The organism is Microbulbifer discodermiae, assembly GCF_040742695.1.
Lineage (GTDB): Bacteria > Pseudomonadota > Gammaproteobacteria > Pseudomonadales > Cellvibrionaceae > Microbulbifer.
This window is the reverse complement of the sequence record NZ_JBFLAB010000013.1, coordinates 1-20,938: the sequence shown is the minus strand read 5'-3', so window position 1 is coordinate 20,938 and position 20,938 is coordinate 1. Positions and strand designations below refer to the sequence as shown.

General features: G+C 60.8%; 18 protein-coding genes. 9 read left to right on the top strand and 9 right to left on the bottom strand.

Annotated elements, in window-relative coordinates:
• The first annotated feature begins 11 nt into the window (after nt 1-11).
• Complete coding sequence (locus AB1S50_RS06740) at nt 12-1,772, top strand: EAL domain-containing protein (protein ID WP_367149759.1); 1,761 nt, start codon at nt 12-14, stop codon at nt 1,770-1,772.
• A 63-nt stretch (nt 1,773-1,835) separates the two neighbouring features.
• Here AB1S50_RS06740 and AB1S50_RS06735 read toward each other — a convergent pair whose 3' ends face one another.
• Nucleotides 1,836-2,858 (bottom strand): adenosine kinase, encoded by a 1,023-nt coding sequence (locus AB1S50_RS06735; protein WP_367149758.1) that lies wholly within the window; start codon nt 2,856-2,858, stop codon nt 1,836-1,838.
• A gap of 107 nt (nt 2,859-2,965) precedes the next feature.
• Here AB1S50_RS06735 and mrcB point away from each other — a divergent pair, with 107 nt between their 5' ends.
• Nucleotides 2,966-5,758, top strand: a complete 2,793-nt coding sequence (gene mrcB / locus AB1S50_RS06730; protein ID WP_367149757.1) for a penicillin-binding protein 1B — start codon at nt 2,966-2,968, stop codon at nt 5,756-5,758.
• A gap of 92 nt (nt 5,759-5,850) precedes the next feature.
• Here the strand turns inward: mrcB and hemB are convergent, their stop codons facing one another.
• Complete coding sequence (gene hemB, locus AB1S50_RS06725) at nt 5,851-6,861, bottom strand: porphobilinogen synthase (RefSeq protein ID WP_367149756.1); 1,011 nt, start codon at nt 6,859-6,861, stop codon at nt 5,851-5,853.
• 430 nt (nt 6,862-7,291) lie between these two features.
• Between hemB and AB1S50_RS06720 the strand changes: the two genes are divergently transcribed.
• Both AB1S50_RS06720 and AB1S50_RS06715 read left to right on the top strand, forming a co-directional pair.
• On the top strand, nt 7,292-9,343 hold the full coding sequence (locus AB1S50_RS06720; RefSeq protein ID WP_367149755.1) for an alpha-amylase family glycosyl hydrolase: 2,052 nt from the start codon (nt 7,292-7,294) through the stop codon (nt 9,341-9,343).
• Nucleotides 9,333-10,559, top strand: a complete 1,227-nt coding sequence (locus tag AB1S50_RS06715) for a glycosyltransferase family 4 protein (protein ID WP_367149754.1) — start codon at nt 9,333-9,335, stop codon at nt 10,557-10,559. The genes AB1S50_RS06720 and AB1S50_RS06715 overlap by 11 nt, the downstream gene beginning before the upstream one ends.
• Before the next feature lie 48 nt (nt 10,560-10,607).
• On the opposite strand, the gene hemL is transcribed toward AB1S50_RS06715, so the two are convergent.
• The 3 genes from hemL to hemJ all read right to left on the bottom strand — a co-directional run bounded on the left by hemL (nt 10,608) and on the right by hemJ (nt 13,480).
• On the bottom strand, nt 10,608-11,891 hold the full coding sequence (gene hemL, locus AB1S50_RS06710) for a glutamate-1-semialdehyde 2,1-aminomutase (RefSeq protein ID WP_367149752.1): 1,284 nt from the start codon (nt 11,889-11,891) through the stop codon (nt 10,608-10,610).
• Between the two features lie 171 nt (nt 11,892-12,062).
• Complete coding sequence (thiD, locus tag AB1S50_RS06705) at nt 12,063-12,848, bottom strand: bifunctional hydroxymethylpyrimidine kinase/phosphomethylpyrimidine kinase (protein ID WP_367149751.1); 786 nt, start codon at nt 12,846-12,848, stop codon at nt 12,063-12,065.
• A 209-nt stretch (nt 12,849-13,057) separates the two neighbouring features.
• Nucleotides 13,058-13,480, bottom strand: coding sequence for a protoporphyrinogen oxidase HemJ (hemJ, locus tag AB1S50_RS06700; RefSeq protein WP_367149750.1), 423 nt, complete (start codon nt 13,478-13,480; stop codon nt 13,058-13,060).
• Between the two features lie 237 nt (nt 13,481-13,717).
• Here hemJ and argC point away from each other — a divergent pair, with 237 nt between their 5' ends.
• From argC to erpA, 4 genes are all read left to right on the top strand, one after another.
• Complete coding sequence (gene argC / locus AB1S50_RS06695) at nt 13,718-14,764, top strand: N-acetyl-gamma-glutamyl-phosphate reductase (RefSeq protein ID WP_367149749.1); 1,047 nt, start codon at nt 13,718-13,720, stop codon at nt 14,762-14,764.
• A 55-nt stretch (nt 14,765-14,819) separates the two neighbouring features.
• Nucleotides 14,820-15,563 (top strand): DUF6776 family protein, encoded by a 744-nt coding sequence (locus AB1S50_RS06690; RefSeq protein ID WP_367149748.1) that lies wholly within the window; start codon nt 14,820-14,822, stop codon nt 15,561-15,563.
• Nucleotides 15,564-15,628: 65 nt separating this feature from the next.
• The gene (locus AB1S50_RS06685) at nt 15,629-16,039 is read left to right on the top strand and encodes a bactofilin family protein (RefSeq protein ID WP_367149747.1); all 411 of its coding nucleotides are present in this window, start codon (nt 15,629-15,631) and stop codon (nt 16,037-16,039) included.
• A gap of 152 nt (nt 16,040-16,191) precedes the next feature.
• Nucleotides 16,192-16,545 (top strand): iron-sulfur cluster insertion protein ErpA, encoded by a 354-nt coding sequence (gene erpA / locus AB1S50_RS06680; RefSeq protein ID WP_367149746.1) that lies wholly within the window; start codon nt 16,192-16,194, stop codon nt 16,543-16,545.
• A gap of 32 nt (nt 16,546-16,577) precedes the next feature.
• Here the strand turns inward: erpA and AB1S50_RS06675 are convergent, their stop codons facing one another.
• The 3 genes from AB1S50_RS06675 to AB1S50_RS06665 are packed head-to-tail and all read right to left on the bottom strand — an operon-like array spanning nt 16,578 to nt 19,357.
• Entirely contained in the window at nt 16,578-17,687 is a 1,110-nt protein-coding gene (locus AB1S50_RS06675) for an anhydro-N-acetylmuramic acid kinase (RefSeq protein ID WP_367149745.1), read from the bottom strand.
• Nucleotides 17,688-19,067 carry a peptidoglycan DD-metalloendopeptidase family protein gene (locus AB1S50_RS06670; protein ID WP_367149743.1) on the bottom strand — a complete coding sequence of 460 codons (1,380 nt, stop codon included), beginning with the start codon at nt 19,065-19,067 and terminating at the stop codon, nt 17,688-17,690.
• A gap of 56 nt (nt 19,068-19,123) precedes the next feature.
• Nucleotides 19,124-19,357 carry a hypothetical protein gene (locus tag AB1S50_RS06665; protein WP_367149742.1) on the bottom strand — a complete coding sequence of 78 codons (234 nt, stop codon included), beginning with the start codon at nt 19,355-19,357 and terminating at the stop codon, nt 19,124-19,126.
• On the opposite strand from AB1S50_RS06665, the gene tyrS reads away from it, so the two are divergent.
• The gene (gene tyrS / locus AB1S50_RS06660) at nt 19,341-20,645 is read left to right on the top strand and encodes a tyrosine--tRNA ligase (RefSeq protein WP_367149741.1); all 1,305 of its coding nucleotides are present in this window, start codon (nt 19,341-19,343) and stop codon (nt 20,643-20,645) included. The two genes, AB1S50_RS06665 and tyrS, sit on opposite strands and share 17 nt — an antisense overlap.
• A gap of 51 nt (nt 20,646-20,696) precedes the next feature.
• Here the strand turns inward: tyrS and AB1S50_RS06655 are convergent.
• The coding region (locus tag AB1S50_RS06655; protein WP_367149740.1) for a hypothetical protein at nt 20,697-20,938 on the bottom strand (242 nt) is incomplete at its 5' end.

Sequence of the window (20,938 nt, the reverse complement as noted above, 5' to 3'; positions counted from 1 at the left end):
AAGTTGCCACCGTGACCGAGTTTAATTCGCAAGCTGCCGACGAGCCCCTGGGGGACAGGAGTGCCGTAACGGAGACGCCCGGCTTCAGCCTGACAGCCGCGGATGCGGCGCTGGCGGAGGTGGCCGACAGCGTGATTGTGACGGATTACCGCGGGCTGGTGACCTACATCAACCCTTTGGCCCAGGAGATGCTGGGCGGTGCGGTGCGGATAATTCCCGGGCAGCCGCTCGGCGATGTCCTGCATCTCAGGGATAGCGATGGCAACCGTGTCTGGCCTGTTTGCCGGCACCCCGGGGACCCGGGCGGCGAGGTGCTGCCGGTGGCGCGGGAACTGCGCGCTGCCCTGAAGCCTCTGGACGGGCGCGAGTCCCTGGAGGTGACGGTACAGTTACTCGCAGTCCGGGATGACCCGGCGCCGCAACACTTAGTGCTGGTGATACGGGATACCTCCGCTGCGCGCCGGCTCTCCTTTCGTCTCAGCTGGCAGACCAGCCACGATACCCTGACCCGCCTGGCCAACCGGCAGTTTTTCGAGAGCGAGTTGCAGCAGGCAATTGTGGCCTGCGTCAACAAGCGCAGCCACCAGGTACTGCTCTATCTGGATATCTACCAGTTCAAACTCATCAACGACACACTGGGCTATGCGGCCGGGGACAAACTATTGGCGTTGCTGCCCAGGCAACTGGAATCCTGCCTGAGCGCCAGGGACCTGTTCGCCCGTGTGGGCAGTGACGAGTTTGCCATTCTGCTGCGGGATCGCGACGTGGAGGAGGCGGGCCCGGTTGTGTCGCGCCTGCGCCAGGCGGTACAGGATTTTGTTTTTCACTGGAATGGCAGCGAGAGCCGGGTTGCGGTTTCCATTGGCGCGGTGGCAGTGGACTGGCGCTCGCCCCCTGCGGGGCAGTTGCTGGCGTCCGCCAATGACGCCTGCCGTGCAGCGCGCGAACAGGGGCGCAACCGGGTAAAACTGTTCAGCGATGCGCGCAAAGCGCTGGAGCAGCACCGCGAAAAAAACTGGGTGGTGGAGATAGGCGCGGCGCTGCGGGAGAATCGCCTGCTGCTGTTCCGCCAGCCAGTGGTGGCATTGCAACAGGGCGGGGACCTGCATCACTACGAAATACTGGTGCGGATGCGGAGTCGCGAGGGCGATGTGATAGCGCCGGGTAGATTTCTTCCCGCCGCCGAGCGCTACGGGTTGATCGAAGAGGTGGACCGCTGGGTAATCCGGCAGGTCTTCGCGTATATGGCGGCGGAGCAGGCGCAGGGCATTGGCGGGTTTGGCTATGCGGTCAATATCTCCGGTATCAGCCTGGGGGATGAGACGCTGGCGGACTATGTGCTGAGCGAGCTGACTTCCGCAGGGGTGGCACCCGCCCGGGTGCAGTTTGAAATCACTGAAACCAGCGCTATCGACAACCTGGACCGGGCCCTTATCTTCATCTACAAACTGCGCGCCGCCGGTTGCAGTTTTGCCCTGGACGATTTCGGTTGCGGCGCATCGTCACTGGCCTATTTGCGCCAGTTGCCAGTGGATTACCTGAAAATCGACGGCAGCTTCGTGCGCAATATGCTGATTGACGAAATCGACAGTGCCATGGTCAGTACCGTCGATCACCTGGCCAAATGCATGGGGGTCCGCACCATCGCCGAGTTCGTGGAAACTCCGCAACTGCAGGCCAGGTTGCGGGATATGGGGGTGGATTTTGCCCAGGGGTTTGGCATCGCAGCGGCCTCACCGCTGCCGGAACTCGGTGTGCCCGAAGAGGGATGAGAAGGATCTGTTAACCCTAAACCCGGCAGTGACAGACCCCAATGTGGACAGGCCCTAGATTGTTCAGCGCCCGCCGGTCTCCTGGGCCGCAACCGGGTTTCCGAGCAGCTGGCCGTGTTGTTCACTGCGCAGGCGGGGGCCGTACTGGCTGACCACCTGTGCCGCAGCCCGACAGGCCAGCTCGCCCGCCTCAGGATAGGACATACCGCGATTGATCCCGTAGAGAAAGGCCCCGGCAAACATGTCGCCGGCGCCATTGGTGTCTATGGCGTGGACCTGGGGGCTGGCGACCCGGTAGCTCTGCTGGCCGTCCCACAATAGTGCGCCCTCGGCCCCGAGGGTGATAGCGAAACTGTGACAGTGGCTTTGCAGCGCCACTGCGGCCGTCTCCAGGGAGTCGCTGTCGGTAAAGCCCAGTGCCTCGTCGCGGTTGCAGAACAGCATATCCACGCCCGTACCGATCATCTCCTGCAGGCCCTCCCGGAACAGCAGCACCATGGCCGGGTCGGACAAACTGAGGGCTGTTTTCACCCCGGCGCTCTGTGCCTGTTCCCGCAGGGCGATGGCGGCTGCCCGCCCGCTATCGGAAGACACCAGGTAACCCTCGATATAGGCCCATCGCGACGCCGACAGAGCTTCGCCGTCCAGTTCACTGGTGGACAGCGCAGCGCTGATGCCCAGATAGGTATTCATGCTGCGCTCGGCGTCCGGGGTTACCAGCACCAGGCACCGGCCGGTCACACCGCCGTCCGCCTGCTTCAAGACGGCCGGATATTGCACCCCGGCGCGCGCCAGGTCGGCCAGGTAATAGTCGCCGTTGTCGTCCCCCGCCACCTTGCAGGAGTAGAAGGTTCGCAGGCCGAAATAGCTGGCCGCAATCACTGTATTGGCCCCCGAGCCTCCACAGGCGCGCTTGGCCGTCACCAGATGGTCAGACAGGCTTCCCACAAGCTGCCGCTGGCGCTGGTCGTCCACCAGGGTCATGACCCCCTTGTCGACCCCCAGGGACTGAAGGTCGCTGTCGCTGACCTCGATTTCGGTATCTAGCAGGGCGGCGCCTATGCCATAGAGGTCGTACTGGTGCATAACAGTCCTTTGATGGAGGTGTGTTTAAGAGGGATTGCAGCGCATTATGGCGTTGTCCATGTCGAGTGCAAGGCGCGGGTTTGACTTGTGGGGAGGAGACCTTATAAATGGCCCACCCGCGGGCAGCGGTGAAACCCACGCCCGTCTTCGAGGTCAATCCACGGGTACGCAGTGGTGACGCCTTATCTATAGTTCACCCACAAGCTTGGTATTGCATCTCTATGGCAGCGACGAAACGCCGGCGCAGAAAAGCGTCCAAACCCCCCAGACTCTACCGTTGGATGGTACGCCTCGGTCTGCTCGCGCTGGTGGGGGTGCTGGTGTTGGCCGGCTATATGGTGTATCTGGACGTGCAGCTGCGGGAGCGACTGGACAGTCGGCAGTATCAGCTTCCGGCGCGGGTTTTCGCCCGGCCGCTGGTCCTCCGGGAGGGCATGGTGATGCGACCGGACGAGCTGGAGGTGGAGTTTGCCGCGTTAAAATACCGCCCCGTCGACCAGCTTTCGGAGCCGGGCCAGTGGTCCCGCTCGGGGATGAACTATCGGGTCTGGCGGCGCGACTTCGTGCATGCCGACGGGCGCGAACCTGCGGCGGTGGCGACGTTTCGCCTGCGCAATGACGAACTCAGCAACCTGACCGACGAGAGCGGCGGTGCGCTGCAGACGTTCCGTCTCGACGCGGCGGGCATCGGCACTTTGCTCGGTGGCGGCGATGACCGGGATCCGGTGCGCTTCGCCGATATCCCGCCGATGCTGGCCAACACCGTGATCGCGGTTGAGGACCAGAACTTCCTCGCGCACTTTGGCGTATCGCCGCGGGGCATCGTCAGGGCCATGGCGGCCAACCTGAAGGCGGGGACGGTGGTGCAGGGCGGCTCCACCATTACCCAGCAGCTGGTTAAAAACATATTCTTCGATCACAAGCCGAGCCTGTGGCGCAAGTTCAACGAAGCGCTGATGGCAGTGCTGATGGAGATCCATTACGACAAGCCCTATATCCTGCAGGAATACGTCAACGAGGTATGGCTGGGACAGCAGGGCAGTCGAGCCATATACGGCTTTGGCCTGGCGTCAGAATTCTATTTCCAGAAACCGCTGGATACGCTGGAGCCCCACGAGATGGCGCTGTTGGTCGGGCTCGCCAAGGGTGCTTCCTACTACAATCCCTGGCGCCATCCGGAGCGGGCACTGGCGCGGCGCAATATCGTGCTCGATGTGATGCTGGAGCAGGGGCTCATCTCACCCCAGCAGCACCAGCGCTACCGGGCCCGCGGACTGGAAGTGGCCGCTGCCGGCGGCTCGGCGCAAAATCCCTATCCCGCTTTTACCGAGCGGTTGCTGGAGGAGCTGCGTCCCTACTATTCCTACGAGGAACTGCGCACTGCCGGCTTGCGGATTTACACCACCCTGGCACCGTCGGTGCAGAAGCTGACGGAAAAGGCCATCAGCGGGGGTGCCGGCAAACTGGAGCAGGACCGGGGCTTGCGGGAAAACTCCCTGCAGGCGGCGGCGGTGGTGCTGGAGAGTCACAGCGGTGACATCCTGGCGATGGTGGGTGACCGCCGCCCCCACTACCCGGGCTTTAACCGCGCCCTGGAGGCGCGGCGCCAGGTGGGTTCCCTGATCAAACCGGCGGTTTTTCTCACCGCTCTGGAGCGCCCCTATCAATACAACCTGGCCACCCTCATCGAAGATGCGCCGATACGCGTCGAGGGTGACAATGGCGAGGTGTGGATGCCGGCCAACTTCGACAACCGCAGCCACGGCCTGACACCCCTCTACCTGGCCCTGGCAAAGTCCTACAACCAGGCCGCCGCGCGTCTGGGAATGGACCTGGGGGTGGAAAATGTGCGGCAGACCCTGCGCCGCCTCGGTGTACAGGCCAAGCTGCCGCGGTTGCCCTCCCTGTTTCTGGGTGCCGCCGAGCTGACACCCTTCGAAGTGGCCGGCATGTACCAGACCATCGCCAATCAGGGGGAGAATGTGCGCCTGCGCACCCTGCTGGCGGTTTCCGATGCGGATGGCGGGCAGGTGCAGTATTTTCGCCGCCGCGCCGACCGGGGCGTGGATGCCGTGCCGGCCTACCTGCTGCGCTATGGCCTCGAACAGGTGATGCGCCAGGGCACCGGCCGCAGTGCCTACCGGACGCTGCCGGACAGTGTGGCTTTTGCCGGCAAGACCGGCACCACCAACAACTACCGCGACAGCTGGTTTGCGGGCTTCTCCCCCGATGTTACCGCCGTAGTCTGGCTCGGCCGCGACGACAATGAACGCACCAGCCTCACCGGGGCCAGCGGTGCGCTGACCATCTGGACCGACATCATGCGCAAGCTGCCGCACCGCCACGGTCGCATCGAGGCGCCGCGGGGGGTTGAGTTCAAGCCGGTCAACCGGCGCGGCCAGTATATGGACCCGCGCTACTGCCGCGGCGGTAAAGAAATCCCCTTCTCCTATGAGACCCAGTTACAGGCGGCACCGGAGTGTGTGGCACGGGATCGTTTCCGCTGGTTCCGCGACTTGTTTGACCGTAAAGACTCCACAGAGGCGGCACCTTTCGAGGAAATGACCCCTGGCTGGGGGGTGGACCCGGGGCAAGAGCAGCGCCAGCAGGAGCGGCAGAGGCAGCTGCAGGAGCAGTTGTACCGGGATGATGCACCCCAGGGATCGCCGGACTACCGGGAGGAGCCCCTGCAGTTGCCGCGGCCGGACCGGCAGCCGGATCAACAGGGCGATACCCGGGATGACCTCTACTGGGAGGAGGAGCGCCGCGCGGCCGAGGAGCGGCGCCTGATTGAAGAGCGGTTTCGCCGCCAGGAAGAGCTGCGCCGCAGCCGGCAGCAGGGAGCTCCGGTGGAGGAAGCCCAGCCCTGGCCGCCGGCAGAGGATGACCAGTGGCCCTGATATGCGCGACTCTTGCAATCCGCCGGCCCGGCCCATCGCGGTTACCGCTGAATAGAAAAATCCAACCTGCGTCCGGCGCGGCGGGCTGAGCCTTAGCCCTGCAGCAGTCGGGCCGCCTCCTCGGCGAAATAAGTGAGCACACCGTCGGCGCCGGCGCGCTTGAAGGCCAGCAGCGACTCAAGGATTACCGCCTCGCGTTGCAGCCAGCCATTTTCAAACGCAGCGCAGTGCATGGCGTACTCGCCGCTCACCTGATAGGCGAAAGTGGGCACCCGCAGTTCGTCCTTTACCCGCCGCACTATATCCAGATAGGGCATGCCCGGCTTCACCATCACCATATCCGCGCCCTCCGCCAGGTCCAGCGCGCATTCGTGCAGTGCTTCGTCGGTATTGGCGGGGTCCATCTGGTAACTGGCTTTGCTGCCGCCCCCCAGATTGCCGGCGGAGCCCACCGCGTCGCGGAAGGGCCCATAGTAGGCGGAGGCATACTTGGCGGCGTAGGACATGATCAATGTGTTGGTGTGGCCAGCACCCTCCAGCGCAGTGCGAATGGCGCCGATGCGGCCATCCATCATATCCGAGGGCGCCACCATATCGGCGCCGGCGGCGGCGTGGGACAAAGCCTGCTGCACCAGCACCTCCACGGTTTCGTCATTGACGATATAGCCGCTGTGATCCATTAAGCCGTCCTGGCCGTGGCTGGTGAAGGGGTCCAGGGCCACGTCGGTGATTACCCCCAGTTCCGGCACTGCGTCTTTTAGCGCCCGCACCGCGCGTTGAGCCAGGCCGTCCGCATCGTGGGCAGCGCGGGCGTCATCGCTTTTATGGGCGGCATCCACAACCGGGAAGAGTGCGACGGCGGGAATGCCCAGTTGCTGCAGTGTCCTGGCCTTGTCCGCCAGCAGGTCGACACTCAGGCGCTCCACTCCCGGCATAGACGCTACCCGCCCGGAAGTATTGCGACCCTCGATCACGAACAGGGGCAGAATCAGGTCATCACAACTGAGTTGGGATTCCCGCACCAGCCGGCGGGAAAACTCCTGGGCGCGCAGGCGGCGCAGGCGGGTGTTGGGGTAGGCGCCACGGCTGAGAATCTGGCTCATGGGGAAATCGCTCCGCTATCGACTGGGCCGCAAAAAATCTGTGGCCACAACTGGTCGCCATCATACCAAACTGCCCCGGCAAACCCCTTGTGTAGATGACAGAAATCGAAGGCTATGAAGCGGGGGGCTAGTCGCCAGGCCCAGGGCTGTGCCAGCTGTGACTGTGAATTTACGGTCATTTGGGCCCGGACCGGGCCGCCCCCCTATGAGACTGTAACGCTAGCGGCTCGATTTCCGATGCGCCATATTTTGAGGGGTTGCGGGGGCAGTGCGTCTTGACAAAAGCGTCGCCCGGGTCTGTTCCCAGTAATCTGGACACAGACTCCAGATAGCGGACGTTTGATGGGCGGATTATTGACAACGGTTGATTATGGCGCCGCATCTGCACATACTTTTGATGCCTGAAAATAATTGAAAAAAGGGTGGATGTGTGGCGGAGCTGTGTAGGTACCCGACGAGGCTGATGGGGTTGTTTGACGAGGACTATGAACCTATCGAAGCCGCACCCAACCGATGGATATTCCGCACCCGGGAGCCGGTCATAGTCCGGCTCAATGTCGATGCCGCTCTGTTTACAGGCGGGGAGCCGGTTTTCGCAGTCAACGCCTGGTGCGGCGATAGTACCGTGGAAATTCCGGCAAAGGTCCAGCGCCAGGGCAACCGAATCCGCATCGATGCAGAATTTCATCTGGATGCGGGATTTTATATATATCGTCTGGGTGTCAGAGATACGGATCTCCGTATTTTGCCCTTCACACGATTTATCGCCATTTCAGATACGATCCCCCGCAACCTGGACGATATTCCCTGTCGCGAATGGAAATGTGATGACCGCAGGCTGCTGGGCCCGGTACCAAAAAAAAGCCCCAGTAAGCTGCCGCGCAAAAAATCCGAGATCATCTATTCTCTTCTGCTGGACAGGTTCGCGATCGGCGCCCGCAAGCTCGATCCGGTGGTTGAAGAGTCCTTCCTCAGCGCGCATTCCCCATTTGGCCGCCACGGTGGAAACCTGGCGGGACTGACAGGCCGTCTGGATTATTTGCATCGGCTCGGCGTCACAACCATTCTCATCAATCCCATATACCTTAACGCCAACCTTCTCTATCACGGGTACCACCCCCTCCACCTTTTTATGTTGGATCCGCTTATTGGCGAAGCGGCGGATCTGCGGGCCTTTGTTGACGGTGCCCACGCGCTTGGCATTCGCGTTTTGATTGATGTGGTATGCAATCACCTTGGGGATATGATCGACTGGCAAACGGAGGAGGGCCCCAAGTTCAAGTTTTACACCCAGAGTGACGAGGACCACCTGGTGCGCAAAGACTGGGGCCCCCCAGTCATCCAGCAGAGAGAGGATCCATTTAGCACCGCTACGCTGCTTCCCTATCCGGAGGAGGCGAGACAAGCGGATCTGTTTCACGGGGACAGCTTTCAGGACCCAATCCGCTGCCGGTTGTTTGGCTTGCTCGAGGACTGGAAAACCGAGCAGCAGGAGGTTCAAAACCTGCTGATCACCCACATCAAGTATCTGATTGCCGAGTTCGATTTTGACGGTATCCGCTATGACGCGGTCAAGCATGTGGAGCCCGATTACTGGAAAGAGTGTATCCGTGAAGTCGAACTTTTTGCCCGGGCCATCGGCAAGGCAGACTTTGAACAGATAGCCGAGCACGCAGTGACCAAAGAAGAGGAACTGAGGGATTGGCGTACGGCGGGCTTCTCCGGAATGTTGCAGTTTCCCCTCAATGAGTATCTTCGCTCCGGGCTCGAAAGTGGTGAGGGAATCTGCAGATTTATCGACTACCTGAGTGACTTTGAGGGGCTGGCGAAGCGGGTCGGCGTATCGCGTGGGGATTATCTTTTTCTGGACAACCAGGATCAAACCCGCCTATTGCACGCCCTGCGGGAACAGTTCGGCACCCTGGCCCCGGCGGCGATGCAGCTCTGCCTCACAGCTCTTATACTGGGGCGCCTTACGCCGGTGATCTACTACGGAACTGAACAGGAATTTAAAGGTTCTCTGGGTAGTTACTGGGATCCGGTATCCAATAGTGTTGTCGCTCACGACTGCTATGTCCGCGAGGATATGTTCCCCAATCCCGAGTGTATCTGGCTGTTCGGTGAGCTGAACCACCCATCTTATTCACCCTACAGCGAAGAAACACCCTCTTACCGCCTTATTGTATGGCTGGCGCAGGCCCGCCAGAAATACGATGTCGAGGCGTCCTCCTGTTTGGAGGTTGCCGCCCAACAGGTAGTCTGCATCACTATTCCGGCACATGACTTGTCCGCTTCGCTTTTTTTGCTGATCAACCGGACCCTTTGTACCCTTGAGGACAAAGTGTCAGTTCCAGGTATCAGCAGCTCCGAACCGGATTTGTCCGCCGATCTGTTTCGGTCGGCGGGTGAAGCCAGTATCGTCGATGAGGTCTTGACCTTTTCGCTTCCTCCGCTTGGGGTGGAGGTGCTCCATGTCCGTTGAGATGCGCGATCAGTTTTGCCCCACCGAAAATAAAGTCAGGCTGGTGGTTCCCCCAAATGGCAGGGCCGCTGGAAACGCGGGCGGGCTGCCCGTGCTGGTTCTGGCCTGGGAGTATCCCCCATTTATTTCCGGCGGTCTGGGCGTCGCCTGCAAGGGGCTTTGCGAGGAAATGGCGCTGAGGCATGAGCTTGCAATTAGGGTGGCACTGCCGGATACATCTGAGCGTCAGCGGGAAGGGGTCGCTTCGGCCTATTTGGGGGCGGATGAGTTGCTGGTGGAGACCAGAACCTATGCGGAGCAACTGGTTGAATACTGTCGGCGAGAGCCCTGCTCGGTGGTCCACAGCCACGACTGGCTGACATTCTCAGCCGCATTGCGACTACAGCAAAGCTACGGTTTTCCTTTTATTGCGCATGTGCACTCGCTTGAGATTGATCGCGCGCCCACCGGCCCGGATCCCGTTATTGTAAGGATTGAACAGGAAGCTTTCGAAAAGGCGACGGCGATAGTGGCGGTAAGCCAGTACACCAAGCGGCGCATTGTGCGTGCCTTTGGTTTGGACCCGGCAAAAATCACCGTGGTCCACAATGGAATTACTCCCGCCTTCGAAAAGCATCCCCTACCCGCCCCTCTGGAACAGCGGCCCCGGCGTGTCACATTTGTGGGGCGGCTGACTACGCAAAAGGGTCCGGATATTTTTCTTTCCGCCGCCGAGTTGCTGGCGCAGAGGGATGCCACCATAGAATTCTCCATCGTGGGCACGGGGGATATGTCGGACTCACTGCAGCTGCGGGCCCTGGAAACTTTGGGTAAGCGGGTCTCATTCCACGGTTTCCTGGATCAGGCGGAAGTGGCCGAAATTCTGGCCCATAGCCGGTTAATGGTGATGCCATCCCGGAGTGAGCCATTTGGGATAGCCGCTGTGGAGGCGATTCAACTGGGAACACCGGTAGTGGCGTCCCGCTCCGTAGGTTTCGTGGAGGCGGTCCCCGCGGTACCCACCGTCGATATATCCTGTGTGGGGGAAATGGCACAGGTCAGTGCCAGGCTACTGGATGAGGTGCCAGTGGCCCGGGCATTGGCCGGCAATGCCGCCGCACAGTTGCGGGGACTGACCTGGAAAAAGGCCGCAGAGATGATGGCTTCCCTTATCCTGGATGTCAGCCAGGTGCATCCGCCCGGGGTTCCATATCGCCCTGTCTCGGTAAGGGCATAGATCCCCTGGCGGCGCCCACCACCTGGCGGATGCGCCGCCAGCCGGCAATCAGTCGAGACGGGCGAATACCCGCCGGGCTGCGGCAATCGTCTCCTCTATATCCGCATCGCTATGGGCGGCAGACATAAACCCGGCCTCATAGGACGCTGGCGCCAGGTAGACGCCCTCTTCCAGCATGCCGTGGAAAAAGCGGTTGAAACGCCCATTGTCGCAGGCCATCACCTGCTGGTAGTTGGTCACCCGGGGCTCGCCGGTAAAGAAAAAGCCGAACATGCTGCCCACTCTGTTGGCAGTGATGGGGATACCGGCGGCTTTGCCCTCGGCCAGGACGCCCTCTACCAGACGCTCCGTTTTGGCCACCAGCGGCGCGTAGAAATCGGGCTCCTCCACCAGGCGCAGTGTCTCCAGGCCGGCTACCATGGCCACCGGGTTGCCGGATAAGGTGCCCGCCTGATAGACCGGACCAAGCGGTGCTATCTGTTGCATGATCTCGCGCTTGCCGCCGAAAGCGCCCACCGGCATGCCGCCTCCGATCACCTTGCCGAGGGTGGTGATATCGGCCTCGATACCATAAAAACCCTGGGCGCCGGTCAGGCTCACACGGAAGCCGGTCATCACCTCGTCGAGAATCAGCAGGGCGCCGTGCTGGTCGCACACCTCGCGCAGGGTTTCCAGGAAGCCGGGTAGCGGCGGGATACAGTTCATATTGCCGGCCACTGGCTCGACGATAATACAGGCGATCTGGTTGCCAATTTCCTCAAAACAGGCGCGCACCCCCTCTGCATCGTTGTAGCTCAAGGTGACAGTGTGGTCCGCAAGGGATGCGGGCACGCCGGGAGAGGAGGGTACCCCCATGGTCAGGGCGCCGGACCCGGCTTTAACCAGCAGCGAATCCGAGTGGCCGTGATAGCAGCCCTCGAACTTCACTATCTTGTCGCGTCCGGTAAACCCGCGCGCAAGCCGTATGGCGCTCATGGTAGCCTCGGTGCCGGAATTGACGAAGCGCACCAGGTCCATATTGGGCCACACCCGGCAGAGTTCTTCGGCCAGCTCTGTCTCCAACTCGGTTGGGGCGCCGAAACTCAGACCGGACTGGGCCTGTTCCACCACCGCTTCAATCACTTCCGGATGCGCGTGGCCGAGCACCATGGGGCCCCAGGATTGGACATAGTCGATATAGCGCTTGTCATCGGCATCGTACAGGTAGGCACCCTCAGCGCGACGGATAAACAGAGGGGTGCCGCCCACCGCGCGGAAAGCCCGCACCGGTGAGTTGACGCCGCCGGGGATAAACTGCTGTGCCTGTGCGAAAAGCTGTTCGGATTTACTCATAGAATTCATTTGGAAGTTGGAAAAAGGCCAAAAAGCCGGCGCATCATTATCGCGGCCAGGGGCTGTGAGGACAAACTGAGTTTGAATCGGGCTCGGGATGGTCAGTCAGCGCTGGGTGGGCTTTACCTAGGTGTAGCGGGCCAAGGGTGGGGGAGGAGTACCCGAACCGGCTCAGCGCCCGCACCAGAAGAGGCGGTTGGGAATGGGCCGCCCCATGCCCAGGCGGCGGCTGTCCCTGATCGCGCTCCAGGCGTATTGCTGGCTGCGGCTGACCGCCTCGATAATGGTCAGGCCGTGGGCGATATGGCAGGCGATGGCCGTGGCCAGGGTACCGCAGACTCCGTAGGCCGCCGGAGGCAACCGCTCCCAGTGAAACTCGCGGATCAGGCCGCGCACATCGTAGAGGCGGTTCTGTAGCTTTTGTTCGCAGGGTACTCCGGTCAGCAGCAGGTAGCGGCAGCCATTTTCCAGCAACTCCTGGGCCATGGCATCCAGAACATCGGCTTCCACCGCCATGGCCCTGGCTTCGCGCCGGTTGGGGCATACCATGGTGGCGTAGGGCAGCAACAGGGAGACTGTGGCCTCCCACAGGGGGGGTGCCAGCACACTCTCTTTGTCCGCCAGAGTGGCGTCCGGGTCGATCACCAGGGGAATATCCGGGTAGTCCCGCAAGACGCTGTGCAGCGCGCGCACATTTTCCACCGAGCCCAGGTAGCCCACCTTGATGGCTGCTACCGGCATGTCTTCCAGCACAGCGCGGGCCTGCTCGATCAACAGGCTGTCGTCCACCGGTGCCACACCCAGGAGTTCGCCAGTGTCCCCGACACTGATGGCCGACACCACCGAGGTGCAATGACAGCCGAGGCTGGCCGCAGTCTCTGTATCCGCTGTAATACCCGCACTGCCACAGGGATCGTGATGGGTGACCGTCAGCACGATGGGTTGGCAAGTATCCATTGGTCGCTGGTCTGGCTCTGTAATGGCATGGAGTTATTCTAGCAGGCTGCTGAACAAGCCCTGGCAGGCTGTTGAAGGATCATTTATTGGATTATCGGGTCAATAGTTGTCCTTGGTGCCACATCCGGTTTTTCTTGCGCCTATTGCACTGTTAACCCGGCAGCCAAAATAAGTTGCCGGGTTAACAGTGACGGCCGGGAGCCCCTGGGTCAAGACGGCTTCACCACCGCCAGGAGAATGATAATCACCAGTGCCAGTACCGGCAGCTCGTTGAAGATACGAAAGAAACGGCCGCTCCTGGTCACGGTGCCGGCGGCAAATTTTCGCACATAGGCGCCACAGACATGGTGGTAGCCGATCAGTAGCACCACTACGGCGAGTTTGGCGTGCAGCCAGCCGGCGCTTTTGTAGTAGGAGGGGTTAAAACTGATCAACCAGATGCCGAGAAGTATGGTGGCGATCATGGAGGGAATGGCGATGGCCCGGTACAGCCGCCGCTCCATGATGCAGAATCGATCGCGGCTGAGCGCATCGGTTGCGTCTATGTGATACACGAAGAGTCTCGGCAGATAGAACAGTGCTGCAAACCAAGTAACCATGGCCATTAAGTGAAAGGCTTTGACCCAGAGCATGAAATTTCCTTTATTGTGCGGTCGCCAACGGGGCGCGGTAAAAAGTTTCGACTGATCGCGGCAGGATAATGGCCCCGCCGGTATTGTCCAGTGGATCCCTTTCTGTACCGGTCGCGGGACCGGCCGGCGTGCACCTTGTGTGCTTTGCAAGGGACCCGCGTATGGTAGAGTGCTGACCCCCAATGCGCCGGGTGGGCCGGCGACAGGGTCGCAGAGCAAAAGTGCGGAGGTGCAGACTTGATCAAGGCAGCAATCGTGGGAGGCACCGGCTATACGGGCGCGGAATTACTGCGTCTGCTGAGCAGGCACCCAGGGGTCGAATTGGCCGCAATTACCTCCCGCTCACTGGCGGGAACTCCGGTGGCGGAGCTTTTCCCCAACCTCAGAGGCCACTGCGACCTGATCTTCAGCGACCCGGATCCGGCTGCGCTGGCGGCCTGTGACCTAGTGTTCTTTGCCACCCCTCACGGGGTCGCCCAGGCTCTGGTACCCACCCTGATCAGTCGCGGTGTCCGGGTAATCGACCTGTCCGCCGATTTCCGCCTGCGCGACGTCGGTGCCTGGGAGCACTGGTACGGCCAGCCACATGCGGCGCCGAAACTGACAGCTCAGGCGGTTTACGGCCTGCCGGAAGTCAACCGTGCCGAAATTGCCCGCGCGCAGTTGATCGCCTGTCCCGGCTGCTACCCCACCGCCATCCAGCTGGGCTGGATTCCCCTGCTGGAGGCCGCACTGGTGGACCCGCGGCAACTGGTCGCCAGTGCCGCCAGTGGTGCCAGCGGTGCGGGCCGGCAGGGCAGGGTGGATCTGCTGTTGGCGGAAAACAGTGACAACTTCCGCGCCTATGGTGCAGCCGGACACCGCCACCTGCCGGAAATCGAGCAGGGACTCAACCGTGCACGGCCCCGGGGAGCCGAGTCTGCCCGGGTCACCTTTGTGCCGCACCTGTTGCCGATGGTGCGGGGCATTCACGCCACCCTGTTTGCCACCGCGGTGAAGGAGACCGGCGGCGAACAGCTACAGCAGCTGTTCGAGCGCCGTTACAGGGATGAGCCGTTTGTGGATGTGATGCCCATGGGCAGTCATCCCCAGACCCGCAGTGTGCGCGGGACAAATATGTGTCGTATTTCCGTACTGCGGCCACAGCAGCGGGATACAGTGGTGGTATTGTCGGTGATCGACAACCTGGCCAAGGGGGCTTCCGCCCAGGCGATCCAGAATATGAACATCATGTTTGACCTGGATGAGACCCAGGGGCTGGAGAGCCCGGCGTTGCTGCCTTAGAATCGGCATATTATTCAACCACCCCTAACCCCAGGACACAGATTCAGCGGTTCACATGGCGCACAAAGTTAAAGGCAGCAAACAGTACCGTATGAAGGTGGTGCGGCACCGTCCATTCGCCGGAACCCTGTCCGTGGTGGGGATGGCGCTACTGCTGCTGGGGACATCCGCCGCGGCTTATTACGCCGGCCAATACCATCTGCGGCGGGGCCTCGACCAGAAGACACTCGCCCATGAGCAGGCGGTGGAAACACTGAACCGCCTCAAGCGCGAGAATGAAGCGCTGCGGCTGCGGGTGGCCACCGCAGAGCAGTCTCTGACCATCGGGGAAAGGGCGGGTGAAAAGGTTCGCGAGGAACTGGTGGAGCGGGAAAGCCGCATTGCCGAACTGAAGCAGGAAATCTCCTTTTACCGGGGCTTGATGGCCCCCACCGATGGTAGCGAAGGGGTTTCCATCGGCCGCTTCAGTCTCTCCCATACCGCTGACCCCCGCCGTTTTCAGTACAAGTTACTGGTACAGCAGTCGACAATGCGACACAGTGTGGTGACCGGCCAGGCAACTTTTATCGTGGTGGGCGATCAGAATGGGGAGCCTATGCGCTACCCCCTCAGCGAGCTTTCACTGCAGGTGGATAACGAGAAGATACCGCTGCGCTTCAAGTACTTCCAAAATATCGAGGGCGAGCTACAGTTGCCCGAGGGCTTTGTCCCCGAGGGTGTCGAGCTGTCGCTTAAATCGAGCGGGCGCAAGGGTTTCAATATAGAGCAGCGCTACGGCTGGCTGGTTCAGAAAAGCTAGCCGCGGGGCTGCAAACAAGAGGTTTTGATTGGGTTATGTTGAGAAAGAAAGAGAAGACGACAACTATGGCGAATTCCGGAAACAACAACACGACATTAATTGCGCGCCAAACCGAGGTATCCGGGGATTTGCATTTCCGCGGCAATCTGGTGATCGAAGGCAAGGTGAAGGGCAATGTCAGCGCTCACAGTGACAGTGACGCGCGACTGCAGATCGTCGATGGGGGCATGGTGGAAGGCGAAATCCGCGTGCCGCACGTGGTGATCAACGGCAACGTCAAGGGAGACGTTTATGCTGTTCGCCACCTGGAGCTTTCGTCCAAGGCGATGGTGGAGGGCAATGTCCACTACAAGCTGATCGAAATGGTCAAAGGTGCTCAGGTCAATGGCTCCCTGGTCTCCAACATCGATATCGACGGCACCGGTGAGCCGCGCATGCTGGAATATGTGGAAGAGGCCGTTGGCGAGTCAGACTAAATAACCAGATTTGGCGGCTTCAAGTATCGGCGCAAGTCGCACTTGGAGTCCGGTAATACTTGACTATTTTAATTGGGTTTAGCAAGATGCGGATCGGGCCATGCCCCCTGTGCTCACGCAAAGTGTGGGCGCAACCCTGCTGAGAGAGGCCTATGTCAGAAGCTGTATCTTTTTCTCCCGACCCGCTGAACGTGACCGACCAGGCTGTTGCCAAGGTGAGAAGCCTGCTGGAAGAAGAGGGCAGCCCGCAGCTTAAGCTCCGGGTTTTCGTCACCGGTGGTGGCTGCTCCGGTTTCCAGTATGGGTTTACCTTTGACGAGCTGGTGGCCGAGGACGACACCCTGGTGGAAAAGGGTGGGATTCAGGTGCTGGTGGATGCCATGAGCTATCCATACCTGGTGGGTGCCAGCGTGGACTATGAGGAGGGGCTTTCCGGATCCCGCTTTGTGGTCAACAACCCCAACGCCTCCACCACTTGCGGCTGCGGCTCCTCCTTTTCGATCTAGCCCTGTTCACAAGCCCTGCTGCCCCTCCCTGTTCAGGCAGGGTAGATGCCTCCCAGCACCGTTTTGGCGCTCGCGCCGGTTACATCCGGGCAGTTACCGGGCAGGCCCCGCAGCGCCTGGCGCGCGAGCCAGGCAAACCCCGCGGCTTCCAGCCAGTCCGCATCCAAACCGTAGCTGCCGGTGTCGGCGATCGACCAGCCTGGCAGGTGGCGGCCCAGGCGTGCCAGCAGATCCCTGTTGTGGGCGCCGCCCCCGCAGATCAGCAACTCACCAGCGGCGGCAAATCCCCGCACAGCGTCTGCGATACTGGTCGCCGTCAATTCCGCCAGTGTCGCCTGTATATCCTCCGGTGGGAGTTCCAGCTTCGCACAGGCGCGCTCCAGCCAGTCGGCATTGAAATGCTCGCGCCCGGTACTCTTGGGGGGCGCCTGGATAAAGTAGGGGTCATCCCCCATGCGCCCGAGAAGTCCGGGATTTACCCGCCCGGAGGCGGCCCAGGCGCCATCCCGGTCGAAGGCCTGCCCCCGGTGGAGATGAACCCAATAGTCCAGCAGCACATTGCCCGGGCCGGTGTCGTAGCCGCGCACGCCGCCATCAGCGGGCAGCTCAGTGATATTGGCCATACCGCCGATATTGACCACGGCGCGGTCACCTGTGCCCGCAAACACCGCCCGGTGGAAGGCCGGCATCAGTGGTGCCCCGTGGCCGCCCAGGGCCATGTCCCGCCGGCGGAAGTCGGCCACGGTAGTGATGCCGGTCAGTGCGGCAATAGTGCTGGGATCGCCCAATTGCGTGCTGAAGGGCAGGGTCACCGACCCCGGTGGCCTGTGCCTCACTGTCTGGCCGTGGCTGCCAATAGCTGTGATATCAGCGGCCCTTACCCCCGCCTGGTCGAGCAGCTGGTTACAGGCCTCGGCGAAAGTTTGCCCCAGTTGCCGGTCCAGCTGGCCCGCCCGGTCGAGTTCTGAGGGGCCAGGCGCGCACAGGTCCAGAATTTCCCGGCGCAGCTCTGCTGCGATGGGATGCCCCAGGGCAGCCACTATCTCCGGCTTGATCGGATCCTGTTCATCGAGTCGCACCAGTACCGAGTCGATGGAGTCGACGCTGGTGCCGGACATCAGGCCGACAAAGAGTTCAGCCATTCAGTTGACGCTTGAGTCGTTGTCGGCATGGCTGCTCCGGGCCAGAGCCGGCTGTTGGTAGCCTTCCAGTTGCGCCAGCAACGGCTGGGTCTGTGCTTTAAAGCGCGCCATTTCCGCGGCGGGAACCGACTTCGCCTTGGGCAGTTTGCGCACAATGGTGGCGGGGTTGCGGTGGCGCCCATTGACCAGGAATTCGTAGTGCAGATGGGGGCCGGTGGCATAGCCGGTGGAGCCGACAGTACCGATCACCTGGCGCTGCTTCACCCGCTGGCCCCGTTTCACCTTGCGTTTATTCAGGTGCAGATAACGGGTTACATAGTGCTCGCCGTGCTGGATAAACACATAGTTGCCGTTGGGTTTGCTGTAGCCGGATGCGATCACGCGACCGTCGGCGGTGGCGTACACCGGAGTGCCCCGCGGGGCCGCATAGTCGGTGCCATTGTGGGGGCGGCGGACCTTGAACACCGGATGCAGGCGCCGCGGGTTGAAGGAGGAGGAGATGCGGAATATATCCAGCGGCGTGCGGATAAAGGCCTTACGCATACTCTTGCCTTCAGGGGTGTAGTAGTTGGCGTCGCCCTGGCTGTCGATGTAGCGCACGGCACTGTAGGTTTTGCCCTGATTGGTAAAGCTGACTGCGAGGATGGGGCCATTGCCAATCTTTTCCCCTTCGACAAACTCTTCGTCAAAGGTGACGTTGAAGCTGTCGCCCTTGCGGATGTCCAGCACGAAATCGATATCCGAGCTGAAGATATCCGCCATTTCCATAATCAGGTTCTGGCTCAGACCGGCTGCACTTCCGGCGACAAACAGCGAGCTTTCAATCTCCCCGTGCCGGTAGGCGGTATAGTTGTCCGGCTGGCGCTGGTGCAGCGCATACTGGTAAATACCCGCATTGTCGCGGGTAAATTCCACCAGATTCAGGCGATCCCTATGCAGCTCCAGGCTTTGCAGCTGCCCGTCGCTGTTGGTGTGGAAGGTCAGCTCTTCCCCCGGGGTCAGCCGGGCCAGATGCTTGGCCTCGGGATTGCTGCCCAGAAGCTCGTACATTTGCGCTATTTCCACATCCGCGCGCTGGAACAGGTCCGACAGGGTGTCGCCACTGCGGATTTGCAGTGTCCTGGCGCTCAGATTCTGTGGTGGCGCCTCCTCTGCTGCCTGCCTGGAGGAGGGGACCTGCCCCGGTTCCGGCGGCTGCTCCGTCGCCGGCAAATTCACCGGGAGAGAGTGGCGTTTTGCCTGTACCTCGGGGGTGGAGAGGGCCACTGCCAGGACCAGGGCGCAGCCGGCCAATCCGGCTGTCAGGGCATGGGTACGGGGAAAATACCGGCGCACGGCACCCGGCAAACGTTGCTGTGTCGATTTGCGATGATTCTGCATGGACTTATACGGTGACGCTGCTGTTGTTTTTTATCGAAGATTTCAGTTTGAAGTGTCTAAAAAACAAACATCGAAGCGGCTTTATAGCAAAATTTCTGCCGCGATTCACGGAATAATTGACCGGTGTATTCATAGCAGGTTCCTTCCCGCACAGCTTTGCTGCTGGTGACGGCGCCCGTCGCGCGCTTGTATTTACTGCAAACTTCGGTAATGTTGCAGCGCATTTTGCCGCCGGCCGGCGGTGGTTTCACATTCGGGTAATGAGAGGAAAGTATGGCTGGGGTCGACATGACACTGCTGGAAGACCTGAACCGTCGCGAATTGATCAATCAGGCGACTGGTGACGGTGAGTTGGCGCAGCACTTGTCGGAGAGCCGAACCCTGTATTGTGGCTTCGACCCCACCGCGGATTCCCTTCATATAGGCAGTTTAGTTCCCCTGCTGACGCTGAAGAGGTTTCAGGCGGCGGGTCACAAACCCATCGCACTGGTCGGTGGAGCCACAGGTCTGATCGGCGACCCCTCTTTCAAGGCGCAGGAGCGCAGTTTGAACACCCCGGAAGTGGTTGCCGGCTGGGTGGAGAAAATCCGTACCCAGGTATCCGGGTTCATCGACTTCGACTGTGGTGAAAACAGTGCCGTCGTCGCCAATAATCTCGACTGGACCCAGGATCTCAGCGTGCTCGATTTCCTGCGGGACATAGGAAAACATTTCTCCGTCAACAACATGATCAACAAGGAGTCCGTAAAACAGCGTATTCAGCGCGAGGGTGAAGGCATCTCCTTCACTGAGTTCTCCTATATGCTGTTGCAGTCAATGGACTTTTCCGAACTCTTCCGGCGCCACGCCTGCACCCTGCAGATCGGCGGCTCGGACCAGTGGGGCAACATCACCGGTGGCGTCGATTTGACCCGCCGCCGGCACCGCGCCAAGGTGTTTGGCCTGACCCTGCCCCTGGTGACCAAGGCGGATGGCACCAAATTTGGGAAAACCGAGAGCGGAACCATCTGGCTCGACCCCGGACGCACCAGCCCCTATGCCTTTTACCAGTTCTGGCTGAATACCGCCGATGCCGACGTCTACAGGTTTCTGCGCTACTTCACCTTCCTCAGTGTTGATGAGATTGCTGCCATCGAAGCCGCCGACCGAGATAGTGCTGGCCGGCCCCAAGCCCAGGGGATTCTGGCGCGTGAGGTTACCCAGCTGGTACACGGTGAAGAAGGGTTGGCCGCCGCCAAACGTATCTCTGCCGCGCTGTTTTCCGGTGATATCGATGCACTGTCTCCCGGTGACCTGGAGCAGCTGCGCCTCGATGGCCTTCCCTCTTCGACGCTGCCCGCGGACTTTGATGGGCAGAGCCTGATCAGCCTGCTGGTGGATGCGGGCATGGCGCCTTCCGGTAAACCGGTCAAGGATGCCCTAGGGCGCAGTGCCGTGCTGGTCAATGGCGCGGCAATCGGCATGGACAGCAATGGCGACCCGGCTGGGGTGTTCAGTGACGGCAGGGCCCTGCATGATGACTACTTTGTGGTCCGCCTGGGCAAGAAGAAATACCACCTGTTTTTTCGCCCGAATTGATGTTTTTTTGACCACCCGGTCCCGATGGCAATCTTTTTCACCGTTTTGTCATCAAAGTGCTTGCGCGGTTTGGTGTGAATGCGTATAGTTCGCGCCCTCGCTGCTTGAGAAGTGGCGACTGACAGCTCCAACTGATTGATTTTGTTGAAAAAATCTTTCAGTAAAAAGGCTGTCAAATAAAGAGGAGGAGTGTAGATGCACATCTCCCGCAGGCATCAGGAGTTTTGTCTTTTGAACCTGTTTTGGTCTCGCAGAGAGGCTGTTGGGTTGTTGAAGAAGTGCGTTTAAGTACT

Bases quoted from the DNA above. Each gene is read 5' to 3' on its own strand.
- AB1S50_RS06735 (WP_367149758.1), bottom strand. From the start codon at position 2,858: ATGCACCAGTACGACCTCTATGGCATAGGCGCCGCCCTGCTAGATACC.
- mrcB (WP_367149757.1), top strand. From the start codon at position 2,966: ATGGCCCACCCGCGGGCAGCGGTGAAACCCACGCCCGTCTTCGAGGTC.
- hemB (WP_367149756.1), bottom strand. From the start codon at position 6,861: ATGAGCCAGATTCTCAGCCGTGGCGCCTACCCCAACACCCGCCTGCGC.
- AB1S50_RS06715 (WP_367149754.1), top strand. From the start codon at position 9,333: ATGTCCGTTGAGATGCGCGATCAGTTTTGCCCCACCGAAAATAAAGTC.
- hemL (WP_367149752.1), bottom strand. From the start codon at position 11,891: ATGAGTAAATCCGAACAGCTTTTCGCACAGGCACAGCAGTTTATCCCC.
- thiD (WP_367149751.1), bottom strand. From the start codon at position 12,848: ATGGATACTTGCCAACCCATCGTGCTGACGGTCACCCATCACGATCCC.
- hemJ (WP_367149750.1), bottom strand. From the start codon at position 13,480: ATGCTCTGGGTCAAAGCCTTTCACTTAATGGCCATGGTTACTTGGTTT.
- AB1S50_RS06690 (WP_367149748.1), top strand. From the start codon at position 14,820: ATGGCGCACAAAGTTAAAGGCAGCAAACAGTACCGTATGAAGGTGGTG.
- AB1S50_RS06685 (WP_367149747.1), top strand. From the start codon at position 15,629: ATGGCGAATTCCGGAAACAACAACACGACATTAATTGCGCGCCAAACC.
- erpA (WP_367149746.1), top strand. From the start codon at position 16,192: ATGTCAGAAGCTGTATCTTTTTCTCCCGACCCGCTGAACGTGACCGAC.
- AB1S50_RS06675 (WP_367149745.1), bottom strand. From the start codon at position 17,687: ATGGCTGAACTCTTTGTCGGCCTGATGTCCGGCACCAGCGTCGACTCC.
- AB1S50_RS06670 (WP_367149743.1), bottom strand. From the start codon at position 19,067: ATGCAGAATCATCGCAAATCGACACAGCAACGTTTGCCGGGTGCCGTG.
- tyrS (WP_367149741.1), top strand. From the start codon at position 19,341: ATGGCTGGGGTCGACATGACACTGCTGGAAGACCTGAACCGTCGCGAA.
- AB1S50_RS06665 (WP_367149742.1), bottom strand. From the start codon at position 19,357: ATGTCGACCCCAGCCATACTTTCCTCTCATTACCCGAATGTGAAACCA.